Origin of the sequence: Rugosibacter aromaticivorans (assembly GCF_000934545.1) — a bacterium.
GTDB classification, from domain to species: domain Bacteria; phylum Pseudomonadota; class Gammaproteobacteria; order Burkholderiales; family Rhodocyclaceae; genus Rugosibacter; species Rugosibacter aromaticivorans.
On the sequence record NZ_CP010554.1, the window covers coordinates 2,684,866 to 2,697,184 of the forward strand.

The 12,319-nt window shown below is 56.7% G+C and carries 10 protein-coding genes; 6 read left to right on the forward strand and 4 right to left on the reverse strand.

The features are described from left to right. Window positions 1-15 precede the first annotated feature (15 nt). From PG1C_RS13285 to thiC, 3 genes are all read right to left on the reverse strand, one after another. The gene (locus tag PG1C_RS13285) at window positions 16-429 is read right to left on the reverse strand and encodes a type II toxin-antitoxin system VapC family toxin (RefSeq protein ID WP_202635212.1); all 414 of its coding nucleotides are present in this window, start codon (window positions 427-429) and stop codon (window positions 16-18) included. Next, window positions 426-677, reverse strand: coding sequence for a type II toxin-antitoxin system prevent-host-death family antitoxin (locus PG1C_RS13290; RefSeq protein ID WP_202635213.1), 252 nt, complete (start codon window positions 675-677; stop codon window positions 426-428). The genes PG1C_RS13285 and PG1C_RS13290 overlap by 4 nt, the downstream gene beginning before the upstream one ends. A gap of 409 nt (window positions 678-1,086) precedes the next feature. Next, window positions 1,087-2,955, reverse strand: a complete 1,869-nt coding sequence (thiC, locus tag PG1C_RS13295; protein WP_202635214.1) for a phosphomethylpyrimidine synthase ThiC — start codon at window positions 2,953-2,955, stop codon at window positions 1,087-1,089. A gap of 437 nt (window positions 2,956-3,392) precedes the next feature. On the opposite strand from thiC, the gene PG1C_RS13300 reads away from it, so the two are divergent. The 6 genes from PG1C_RS13300 (at window position 3,393) to PG1C_RS13325 (ending at window position 10,832) form a co-directional block, all read left to right on the forward strand. Further along, entirely contained in the window at window positions 3,393-4,073 is a 681-nt protein-coding gene (locus PG1C_RS13300) for a TetR/AcrR family transcriptional regulator (protein ID WP_237218200.1), read from the forward strand. 75 nt (window positions 4,074-4,148) lie between these two features. Beyond that, window positions 4,149-5,198: an efflux RND transporter periplasmic adaptor subunit gene (locus PG1C_RS13305; RefSeq protein ID WP_202635215.1), complete on the forward strand. Its 1,050-nt coding sequence runs from the start codon at window positions 4,149-4,151 to the stop codon at window positions 5,196-5,198. Then, window positions 5,195-8,344, forward strand: a complete 3,150-nt coding sequence (locus tag PG1C_RS13310) for an efflux RND transporter permease subunit (protein WP_202635216.1) — start codon at window positions 5,195-5,197, stop codon at window positions 8,342-8,344. The genes PG1C_RS13305 and PG1C_RS13310 overlap by 4 nt, the downstream gene beginning before the upstream one ends. Beyond that, complete coding sequence (locus tag PG1C_RS13315) at window positions 8,331-8,984, forward strand: protein-L-isoaspartate O-methyltransferase family protein (protein WP_237218201.1); 654 nt, start codon at window positions 8,331-8,333, stop codon at window positions 8,982-8,984. Before PG1C_RS13310 ends, PG1C_RS13315 begins: the two co-directional genes overlap by 14 nt. A 101-nt stretch (window positions 8,985-9,085) precedes the next feature. After that, window positions 9,086-9,409, forward strand: coding sequence for a rhodanese-like domain-containing protein (locus tag PG1C_RS13320; protein ID WP_202635217.1), 324 nt, complete (start codon window positions 9,086-9,088; stop codon window positions 9,407-9,409). A gap of 106 nt (window positions 9,410-9,515) precedes the next feature. Then, entirely contained in the window at window positions 9,516-10,832 is a 1,317-nt protein-coding gene (locus tag PG1C_RS13325) for a TolC family outer membrane protein (protein ID WP_202635218.1), read from the forward strand. Here PG1C_RS13325 and PG1C_RS13330 read toward each other — a convergent pair. Further along, window positions 10,813-12,318, reverse strand: a complete 1,506-nt coding sequence (locus PG1C_RS13330) for a 3-deoxy-D-manno-octulosonic acid transferase (RefSeq protein ID WP_202635219.1) — start codon at window positions 12,316-12,318, stop codon at window positions 10,813-10,815. The genes PG1C_RS13325 and PG1C_RS13330 overlap by 20 nt on opposite strands. Window position 12,319: the final 1 nt, after the last annotated feature.

Here is a 12,319-nt window from a genome sequence, read left to right on the forward strand (position 1 = left end):
TTCTCCGCGCTGACCTCAATCGGTCCACGGGTTGATGACATCCAATCCTGAATCAACAAAATCGCGCACGTTGCGAGTGACCAGGCTCAGGCCATGATGCGCGGCGGTCGCTGCCAATAGGCTGTCGATAGCCGGAACCGGGCGCTTCGCTGCCGCCATCAACCGCCCCCAGCGGTCAGCCACCTGCACATCGACTGAGAGAATCCGGCCGGTAAAGAAGATCGGCAGTTCCGCTTCGAGCCAATCCAGCAGGGCGGTCCGGCGATCTGCGTCAGCCATGCCTTCGACACCCTTGCGCAATTCGCCCAGCGTCAACACACTCAGGAACAAGGTGGATGCCGGACGCCGGGCAAACCACTCGACAACACCAGCGTTGGGCGTTTTGCGGCGCAGTTCCGAGAGAACATTGGTATCGAGCAGATAGCTCAAAGCACGACCTCACGCGCGGCGCTGCGGTCGCGTTCGAACTCGATTTCTTCGAGCCCATACAACGGCGATTGGCGCATGAACTCCACGAGTGATTGTCCGCTGCCTGAGAGGTGCTCAAAGGTTGCCCGTGACAGCACCACAGCCACTGACCGGCCGTGCAGCGTGATGTCTTGCGGCCCCTCGCTTTCAGCGAGTTTTACGACTTCAGACAGGCGCGCTTTCGCTTCTTGCATTTGCCATGTGTGCATAATAACTCCCAGCTCTGACTATACAGGTCAGAGTTTAGCAGGCCACAACGTTCAAACCAAGTACATATCAGCCTTGCTATTGAAACTCAACTTTAAGGATTACTTGGAAAAAGTCTTGTGTACGACGTTATCCATCAAGGCGCAGTGGCTGTTTCCAGCTGTGCTAGCCAAATAAGCGCGGCCTCGCGGGTTTCGCCACACATCTCAACAGAAGGCTGCAACCCGCCACAACAGGCGGGGCGTTCCGGTAACCCAAACAGGGCGCAACGATAATCTGTCGTCAAATGCTGGCACGGTAAGCGGGCCGGTTTATTGAGCGAGGAAATGGAGGGCGCAATGCAACACGCCCCGCAGCCGGGTCGACAGACGGGGGCGTGCTTGGCCGATACGGCCACGCCGTTAACTACGTTCAGCTGACAGCCCTTTTATACAGTTCTGAACCGCTTTTAACGAACTCGACGGCTTTAATTTCCATGCCTTTTTGCAAGGCTTCTGCTTCCGATACGCCCAGTTTTGCAGCGTAGTCGCGCACATCCTGGGTGATTTTCATGGAGCAGAAATGCGGCCCGCACATCGAGCAAAAGTGCGCGGTTTTAGCACCATCCTGCGGCAAGGTTTCATCATGGAATTCACGCGATTTATCAGGATCCAGGCCAAGATTGAACTGGTCTTCCCAGCGGAATTCAAAGCGCGCCTTGGAGAGCGCGTTGTCGCGCACCTGCGCGCCGGGATGGCCTTTGGCCAGGTCGGCCGCATGGGCAGCGATCTTGTAGGCCATGATGCCGTCCTTGACGTCGTTCTTGTCCGGCAGGCCGAGGTGTTCCTTGGGCGTCACATAGCAGAGCATGGCCGTGCCGTACCAGCCGATCATCGCCGCGCCGATGGCGCTGGTGATGTGGTCGTAGCCGGGGGCAATATCCGTGGTCAATGGGCCCAGCGTGTAGAACGGGGCTTCATGGCAGATCTTTAATTGCAGTTCCATGTTCTCTTTGATCATGTGCATCGGCACGTGGCCGGGGCCTTCGATCATCACTTGCACGTCGTGTTTCCACGCGACTTGCGTAAGCTCGCCGAGTGTGGCCAACTCACTGAGTTGCGCTTCGTCGTTGGCATCATAAATCGAGCCGGGGCGCAGGCCATCGCCGAGACTGAAGGCGACGTCATACGCCTTCATGATCTCGCAGATGTCTTCAAAGTGCGTGTAGAGGAAGTTTTCCTTGTGATGCGAGAGACACCATTTGGCGAGAATCGAACCGCCACGGCTGACAATGCCCGTCATGCGTTTGGCGGTCATCGGAATGTAAGCCAGGCGCACACCCGCGTGGATGGTGAAGTAATCGACGCCCTGCTCGGCCTGCTCGATCAAGGTATCGCGGAAAATTTCCCAGGTCAGGTCTTCGGCTTTGCCGTTCACTTTTTCCAGCGCTTGGTAAATTGGCACAGTGCCGATCGGCACGGGCGAATTACGTACGATCCACTCGCGGGTTTCGTGGATATTTTTTCCGGTGGAAAGATCCATCACCGTATCGCCGCCCCAGCGAATCGCCCAGGTCATTTTGTCGACTTCGTCCTGTATCGTCGAAGCAAGTTGCGAATTGCCGATGTTGCAGTTGATTTTGACGAGGAAGTTGCGGCCGATAATCATCGGCTCGCTTTCCGGATGGTTGATGTTGTTGGGGATGATGGCGCGGCCACGGGCGACTTCATCGCGCACGAATTCAGCGGTGATCATTTTGGGCGCATGGACGAATGATACGGCACCAAAGTTATGTCCGGGATGTTGCCGACGTAAATCTTCGGTAAGCGCTTCCAGGCGCTGATTTTCGCGGATGGCGATAAATTCCATTTCCGGCGTGATGATGCCGCGCCGGGCATAGTGCATCTGGGTGACGTTCGCCCCCGCCCTGGCAACGCGCGGCCGTCGCACGAGGTCAAAGCGCAGCTCAGCTAGTTCCGCATCTGCCAGGCGCTGCCGACCATAGTCGGAACTGAGGTCAGTCTGCTCAACGGTATCGTTGCGCTCGGCAATCCAGTCGGCACGGAGTGCGGGCAAGCCACGGCGGATATCAATGTTTACGCTTGGGTCGGTATAGGCGCCGGAGGTGTCATAGACACTGATCGGTGGATTGTTCTCGCCAGTCTGAGTAATTTCGCGCATCGGCACACGAATGTCGGGGCGGCTGCCGGTGACATAAATTTTGCGTGAATTCGGCAAAGGGGCAATGGCGGCCGAATCAACCAGCGCTTCGGCGGCGACAAATTTTTCATTAGCGTTCATAGCAGACTCTCGATTCTTTGGAGCAACGGGGAAGGAGAGAAATTACTGGAAAGACCCCATAAATGCAACCCATAGCGCAAGAGGGGCAAAGGTGCGGTGCGGAATACCGGGCGTTCGCCAGAATCACCTCCATGCCGCAATCCTCCAGAATTTCGAACCGGCACCCAGTCCACGTTCGTCGATTCCATGGCAACCGTGCGCTTGCCCACGCCAACAAGCCAGTCCGCCATTCGCTCCAGAGCTGCGGTGAAAGCCTGAAACGGCTGAACGGGCTCGTCACTGACGTCTGGGGGGAACAGCGTACGGCAGCAGCCTGTTTCTATCCATACGGACCGGGCTGTTCCCGAAGGGCGGCTTTTTAGAAACTATGCATTTCAGTTGCTTTTTTGCAGCGCACCATTTATAATAACCCGATAGTTATTAATGGATAATGCCCTATGACTGCCAAGACAATGGTTACCCGCCCAACGCCTGTCGCCAAACCCGTCCGCCGCCGCAGAAAAGAAGCCCGCCCAAGTGAGCTGATGGAAGCAGCGATCGAGTTATTCATTGCGCGCGGCTATGCAGCTACGCGCAGCGAGGATATTGCCGCACGCGCGGGCGTCTCCAAAGCCACACTTTACCTTTATTTTGAGGATAAAGAAGCGCTGTTCAAGGCCGTGATTACCCAGGGGGTGGTGCCTATTCTTGATGAAGGCGCGCACCTGATCGATGAGTTTACCGGTGATTCTGGCACCTTATTGCGCGAGTTGCTCACGCGGTGGCACGTCCGTTTCAGCGCTTCCCCGCTGGGTGGAATTCCCAAACTGATGATTAGCGAGGCGCGCAATTTTCCTGAGCTGGCGCTTTATCACGAACAAATCGCCTATGCCCGCGCCCGTACGCTGCTAGGCCGCGTTATAGATCGTGGCGTGGCACGGGGCGAGTTTCGCTCGCTTGATCGGGATGCGGTAGTTGAGCTGCTGATCGCCCCACTACTGATGCATTTCGTGTGGCAGCACTCCATGGGCGCCAGCGGCTGCCCAGTGGTTGATCCAACGCGCTATCTGAACACTCATCTTGATCTCATCCTCGCGGGCCTGGCGGCGCAGCCGCAGCCCCAATCGACTAAACGCTGAGCACTCACTTCACTCATTTTTTATTTGCGCTACCGCATGGCTCGCCACACACCTTTTCCGGATTGATTTACCTCAATGAAAAACCTGCCAATTGCCACCTGTTCTGCATTGCTTGCCACCACCTTGGCGCTGTCTGCCTGCCATCAAGCACCACCACCGCCGGTAAAAATTAAATCCGTGCGGGTAATGACAGTCGGCGCAGGGGCGGCGGCAGAGTCACGCGCATATTCTGGCGAAGTGCATGCACGGTTTGAAACCTTGCTGGGATTTCGCGTGCCGGGCAAGGTGGTTAGCCGCTTGGTTGATGCAGGTGCCGTGGTCAAACGCGGCCAGCCGCTAGCACGCATTGATGCAGCAGACTTTGCCTTGCAGGTGGAACAATCAGAAGCACAATCACGGCTGGCGGCAGCGGAACTCAAACGCTATCGCGATCTGCGAAGCAAAAACTTTGTCAGCCAGGCCGCCCTGGATGCGCGCGAAGCGACAGCCATATCAGCCCGGGCGCAAGCGCACATTACCCGTAACCAGGCTGCGTACACCACATTAACCGCCGACCGTGATGGCGTGATTGCGGCAGTGCTGGCCGAAGCCGGCCAAGTGGTCGCTGCCGGCCAGCCCATCTTCCGCCTTGCGCCCGATGGTGAACGCGAAGTGGCGATCAGCCTGCCGGAAGGCGACATCAGCCGTCTTAGCGCAGGCGCGCCGGCCGAAGTCAACTTATGGGCTCAAGGCGATCAAGCGCCTGCGCTGACTGGCAAGTTACGCGAAATCTCTGCCGCAGCAGACCCTGTGACGCGCACTTATGCCGCGCGCGTGGCCTTGCCCGCTGCGCCCATGCGCCTGCCTGTAGGCCTCTCGGCAACGGTGCGCTTTACCTCGCCAACCGCGGTTGGCGCCACGTTTGCGGTTCCACTCAAAGCAATTTTCCAGACAGCAAAACAAATGGCTGTCTGGAAAGTCGGCGCTGGTGATACGGTGGCACTGGCACCTGTCAGCGTGAGCCGGTACGAGGGTGACCAAGCCATCGTCACGCAAGGATTGTCTGCTGGTGATCATATTGTTAATGCAGGCGTCACCCTGCTGACAGCCGGGGAAAAAGTGCACGCCGTCGAGGCGCAACAATGAAAAACTTTAACGTCTCCGCCTGGTCCATTCGCCATCCGGCGATGGTGACGTATCTGATCATCGTACTGATGGTCGCGGGTGCCCTGGCCTACTTCAAACTGGGACGTGCCGAAGACCCCGACTTCACCTTTCGGGTGATGGTGGTGCGTACCCTCTGGCCGGGCGCAACCGCAGAAGAAGTAGAGCAGCAGGTATCCGAGCGCATCGAAAAGAAGTTACAAGAGACATCAAACCTCGATTTCGTCCGCTCCAGCTCCAAGCCAGGCGAATCGTTGATCTTTATTACGCTCAAGGAGGACACCCCCAAAACCTCCGTGCCCGAAGCTTGGCGGCAGGTGCGGCGCAAGCTGGACGATATACGCACCACCCTGCCCGCTGGCGTGATAGGCCCTTTCCCTAACGAAGAGTTTGGCGACGTCAACATGAATATCTTTGCCTTGGCCGGCAAGGATTTCACCATGGGCGAATTACGTCGTGAAGCGGATCGCATCGCACGTGAATTGCGTAATGCCGCCGATGTAAAAAAAGTCGAGTTGTTTGGTGTACAGGATGAAAAAATCTGGGTTGAAGCCGAGCCGCAACGACTTGCCGCCTTAGGCATTACAGCACCCCAATTGTTTGCGGCGCTGCAAAAACAAAATGCCGTCACGCCAGCGGGCTTTATCGACACCACCAGTGACCGCGTGCAAATCCGCATTACCGGCGCTTACAGTGCGGTGGAACAAATTCAGAATACGCAATTGCGCGTTGGTGGCCAGAGTTTCCGTTTGGGTGACATCGCACACATTCGGCGCGGCTACGCCGAACCTGCCAACTGGCGCATGCGCGTCAATGGCCAGGATGTAATCGGCATTGGTGTGGTCATGAAAGCCGGGGGTAACATTCTGGCACTCGGTCGCGACCTTGGCGCACGCACCGCTGCGTTAGGCCGCAATCTGCCTTTAGGCATGACGCTGCATCGCGTTGCCGATCAACCGAGCCTTGTCGCCAAGGCAATTGGCGTATTTCTGACGTCACTCGCTGAAGCCATTGCCATTGTGCTGGCAGTCTCCTTTCTCACGCTCGGCTGGCGTACGGGCCTGGTCGTGGCTTTGTCGATTCCGCTGGTGCTCGCCATCACCTTTTTGATGATGGACACTTTGGGTATCGATCTGCAGCGCATTTCGTTAGGTGCATTGATTATTGCGCTGGGTCTGCTGGTCGATGACGCCATCATCGCTGTTGAAATGATGGTCGTGAAAATCGAACAAGGCTGGGATCGCGCCAAAGCCGCAAGCTTTGCCTATACCTCCACGGCTTTTCCAATGCTGACCGGCACACTCATCACTGCCGCCGGATTTATTCCTGTCGGCTTTGCTAAATCCGGCCCGGGTGAATATGTATTCTCGATGTTTGTAGTCGTTACCACTGCGCTCGTTACTTCGTGGATTGTCGCGGTGGTATTCACTCCTTTTATTGGCTACCGTTTGCTGGATGTCGACAAGTTGCGCAAATTTGGTAGCGAGCACCATAGTGATATTTACGATACGCCTTTCTACCAGCGCTTTCGCAGGGCGCTGGAAGCTTGCCTCACGCATCGCTGGAAAGTCATTGGTGTCACACTAGCTGTGTTTGCTCTCTCGTTGGTGGCTTTCAATCTGTTTGTACAAAAACAGTTCTTCCCCCACGCGGATCGGCAGCAATTGATTGTAGACGTCTGGCTTCCACAAGGCGCGTCGATCCAGGCAACGACACAGAGCGTCGAACGCGTCGAGAAACTTCTCGCAAAAGAATCGGGTGTCGAGAGTTTCTCCAGTTATATCGGCAATGGCGCGCCCCGTTTTTATTTGCCGCAAGACCAGCAATTGTTTAATGATAATTTTGGCCAACTTCTGGTCGTAGCAAAAAATGTCACTGATCGGGAAACACTGAAGAAAAAGCTCGAAGCCGAGTTTGCCGCACCTGATGGCCGCTGGGCTGAGGTACGGGCCCGCGTTATCCGGCTGGAAAATGGGCCGCCCGTGGGTTACCCCGTTCAGTTTCGCGTGATGGGTGAAGACCTCGAGCAACTACGCACAATAGCTGGCAATGTGGCAGCCATCATGCGCAAACATGACAACCTGCAAGACGTTCACCTCGACTGGAACGATAAGGTGAAAAGTTTGAAGGTCGAGATCGACCAGGGTCGCGCGCGCGCACTGGGGGTGTCAACGCAAGAGGTTGCACAAGCCCTGCAAGCTTGGCTTAGCGGTGTAGCGATCACACAGTATCGCGAAGCGGATCAGCTCATTGATGTTGTCTGGCGTGCCGAAGGCGCGAGCGCACGCACCCTGGAGCGTCTGCCTGATCTGGACATCCAGACAGAAGAAGGACGCCATGTGCCGCTGGCCCAGGTAGCGCGGCTCAAGCCGGTGCTTGAAGAAGGTCTGATCTGGCGCCGTAATCGCCTGCCGACCATCAGCGTACGCGGCGATATTCGCGGGGAAGTTGAAGCTCCTACCGTGTCATCGGCCATCAATCCGCAACTGGACGCCATTCGCGCAAAATTACCGCCCGGCTTTCGCATCGAGATGGGTGGCTCGATTGAGGAATCGGCCAAAGCCGAGAAATCGATTGCGGCGGGGGTTCCATTGATGCTGGTGGTTGTGTTCACGCTTTTGATGGTGCAGCTGAACAGTATTAGCCGCAGCTTCATGGTGATTGCCATGGCGCCATTGGGCATGATCGGTGTGGCCATGGGGTTGATTATCTCTCGAGCACCATTTGGTTTTGTCGCCACAACCGGCGTGATTGCACTCATGGGCATGATCATGCGCAATGCCGTGATTCTCGTCGATCAGATCAGGCAAGATGAAGATGCCGGTAAAGCCCCGTGGGAGGCCATCGTGGATTCCACCGTGCGCCGTTTGCGGCCCATCATGCTCACCGGCGCAGCGGCAGTTCTGGCGATGATTCCGCTGGCATTTCAAGATTTCTGGGGACCGATGGCCATTGCCATCATGGGCGGGCTGCTCATTGCCACTTTCCTTACCTGTCTATTCTTGCCAGCGCTCTACGCCGCCACATTCAAAGTGCGCAAGCCCACCGCACCACTACAGCAAGAACCCCTGGATCAAACCAGCAGTCTCACGGCCCCCGATACGATAAAATCAGATGATGGATACTAAACAAGCCCGCTTTAACATGATTGAACAGCAACTGCGCCCTGCACGAGTGCTGGCAGCTAATGTGCTGACATTGTTCTCCGAAATAAAACGGGAAGAATTTGTGCCGCCGGCTTATCGCCATCTGGCGTTTGCCGCCGCTGCGATTCCCTTGGGCAATGGCGCTCACATGTTTACGCCCGAGCTGGAAGCCCGCGCCTTGCAAGCATTAGCCATGCGCCGTCACGAGAGAGTACTCGAGATCGGCACTGGCTCAGGCTATATGGCTGCGTTGCTCGGTGCGCATGCGGCCCACGTGTTGTCCTATGAAATTGATCCAGCGTTGGCTGATTCAGCACGCGTTAATCTGGAACACGCCCGGGTGCGCAATGTCCAGGTTGTGACGGGGGATGGCTTAGCCGGGCTACCGACGCAGGCCCCGTTTCACGTCATCATGGTATCCGGTGCGGTTGCTGAGGTGCCGCAAACTTTGCTCGATCAATTAACGCCTGGCGGCCGTCTGTTTGCGGTAACAGGCACACGTCCCGCGATGGAAGCCACCCTGATACATCGCATTGAGCATCATTTTGAGCGTGTTGCCCTGTTTGAAACCGACGCCGATTTTCTGCGCGGTGCAGAACCAGCGCCGCGTTTCGTTTTCTAAAACGATACTTTTGCCACACCCTTCTGCCACCCCATCACTCGTGCTGATTAAAGTTTGCACGAGCTTGCGGCAACCCATCGGATAGCCCGACTGGAGAGACAATGCATCAGATAACCGCCACGCAATTGCAAGAATGGTTAAGCGATAGCACACGCACACCGCCCGTATTACTGGATGTGCGCGAGCCGTGGGAATTTGCCACCTGCCATATCCCCCATGCGATCTCCATACCGATGAGCACTCTGCCTGCGCGTTATCCAGAACTTGATCACACGGCAGATATTGTCATGATTTGTCACCACGGCGCACGCAGCTTTCAATCCGGACTGTTTCTTGAAAACGCGGGGTTTAGCGCCATCACCAATTTGCAAGGTGGCATTGCAGCCTGGGCGCACGACGCTGACCCTGCTATGCCGACTTATTGACGACTTATTGACGGCGCATCGATCTTTTACGGGCAGGCTCACATTTTTCTCGCATGCTCTTAGCCGCTGCATTTTGTCAAATAACACCGACTTTACGGAGCACCTCATGAAAAAAATACATTCCCTGTGGCTCATCAGCTATTTATTTACCGGCGGGGCCGGGGCTGCTGATCTGCTATCGGCCTATCACGATGCCGTAGCTTATGACGCACAGTTTGCTGCTGCGCGCGCGGCGCTGGATGCGGGACGCGAAAAGCTGCCGCAAGGACGCGCAGGTCTGCTGCCCAGTATCGGTTTAACAGCCAACACCGCCTGGAATGACGACCACCGCACCCCGCGTGCCACAGGCACTGAAAACACCCTTCAGTACAACAGCAATGGCTGGACAGCCAACCTCTCGCAGCCATTGTTTCGCTGGCAAAACTGGGTTGCCTATAACCAGGCAGAGCTGGCCGTGTCTCTGGCTGAAGCACAATTTGCCCAAGCGCGCCAAGACTTGATCTTGCGTGTCGCACAGGCTTATTTTGATGTGCTGCTCGCCCAGGATGCACTCGCTACTGTGCAAACCCAAAAAACGGCGATTGCCGAACAACTTGAATCAGCTAAACGCTCGTTTGAAGTAGGCACCACGACCATCACCGACACCAACGAAGCGCAATCGCGCTATGACTTGATCATCGCTCAGGAAATCGCTGCGCAAAATGATCTGGCTGTCAAACAGGAAACATTGCGCACCGTCATCGGTAAAGAAACGGGCACATTGCAAAATCTTCGCCCGGGCGCGGCCTTGATTAGCCCGCAACCGAACGACATTAACGCGTGGGTAACCATGGCGGAGACAGCCAACCCTGGTGTTCATACGGCGCAGGCGGCGTTTGAGATTGCCACGCGCGAAATTGAAAAGCAGCGCGCCGGACATTACCCTACGCTCGACCTGGTGGCCAGCCGCAACAGGAGCGCACTGGGTAACAGCCCGATTTTCGGTGGCAGTGACAGTCATAGCAACAGCATTGGCTTGCAGCTCTCGATTCCTGTTTTCTCCGGGGGCGCTATCGCATCAAAAGATCGCGAGGCTGTCGCACTGAAAGAAAAGGCGGCGGCCGATCTGGAAAACGCGCGCCGGCAAGCGGCGTTGGAGGCACGGCAATCCTACCTCGGCGTAAACGCCGGGCTGTCGCAAGTTAAGGCGTTCGAAGCCGCGCTGGTTTCATCGCAATCGTCGCTGGATTCAAACAAGCTGGGATATGACGTGGGAGTGCGCATTAATATTGATGTGTTAAACGCACAAAGCCAGCTGTACGCCACGCAGCAAAGCCTTTCCAAAGCGCGGCTGGATACTTTACTTGCCTTGCTGCGCTTGAAGTCTGCGGCAGGCAACCTGACCGAGCAGGATGTGCAGGCGATTAACGCATTACTTCACTAATCAACGTCAGGCTGCGCGCCGTGGCACCACGATGCCGCCGTGCGAATTCACGGCCCGCCTCGCTCATACGCTGGTGTTGCGTGGGTTGCCCAGGTTGCCCCGCGTCAGCAAGCAACTCGCCTACCTGACGCACCAGATCATCGGCATCACTAATCGCCCGCGCAGCACCACAGGTCAGTGCTGCACGGGCAGCCTCGGCAAAATTATAGGTGGATGGGCCGATCAATACCGGGGTGCCAACGACGCACGCTTCGATCAAATTCTGGCTGCCGTAGTCCTTCAAACTGCCGCCGATAAACGCCAAGTCCGCCGCGGCATACCACGCAAACATTTCACCCATGCTGTCGCCCAACAGCACGTGGGTTGTCAGTGCAATCGCGTTATCTTCGCTACGCCGCTGCAAGCATAAACCACGCTCAGTCACGAGCTTTGCCACATCATCAAAACGCTGCGGATGTCGCGGCACGATCACCAGTAGCGGGGTAGCCCCCATCACCGTATCACCATCCGCTACGGCGAGGATCCGCAGCGACGAGGAGAGCGTACTTTGCTCGACCGTCCTGCTGCGCCGGGGCTTTATCAGAGCGTTTTTTGCTCGACCGCCTTGTAGCGCATCCACAGCGAAGCGGGCAGGGTTCTGTCCTGCCCCTTCTTGCTGTGCAGTTGTCTCATCAGTTGCTTCATCAGAGCCGACTTTTTTCGAATTCATTGCTGAATGCCATGCATCGAGAATCAGCGCTTCTTCGCCCTCACGGGTGCTGGCTGCCAACCACACAGGGCGCGTACCCATACGGGCACGAAACACATGGCTCAGTGCCAGTTGCTCAGGCGGTGCATCCAGATCAAACTTAAGATTTCCCGTGACAGTAATCTCTGCCGCACCGAGCTTTGTCAAGCGTACGGCATCATCCAATGACTGCGCACCAATCGCACTGAGCGATTGCAGCGCTTGCCGCGTGAGATTCGGCCAGCGGGCATAACGCCGCGCCGAGCGCGCCGACAACCGTGCGTTAAGCAAACACACCGGCACGCCTGCGGCACGGCATTCGGCGAGCAGATTCGGCCATAACTCGGTTTCCATAATCAGGCCGATCCGGGGTTGGTAATGGCGCAAAAAACGCCGCATCGCCCAGGGCGTATCGTAGGGCAGATAAATGCGCTCCACCGTGTTACCGAACAAGGCTGCAGAGGTCGCGCGTCCAGTGGGTGTCATGTGAGTAAACAGAATACGATGGTCAGGATAGCGGTCACGCAAGGCAGCGACCAACGGCTGCGCGGCACGTGTTTCACCCACCGAGACGGCGTGCAGCCACAGCGTGGGTGGCCGTCGGTGACCTGATAGCAAAGGCTCCGCTCGTGGAAAAAAACCCCAGCGCTCGCCCCAGTGATATAAATACTCCTTCTGCTTTCTGGCACGCCATAACAAATGAATGGCCGCCCACGGAAGCAAAGCCAGCACCGCCAAGGTATACATAAAACGCCGCATG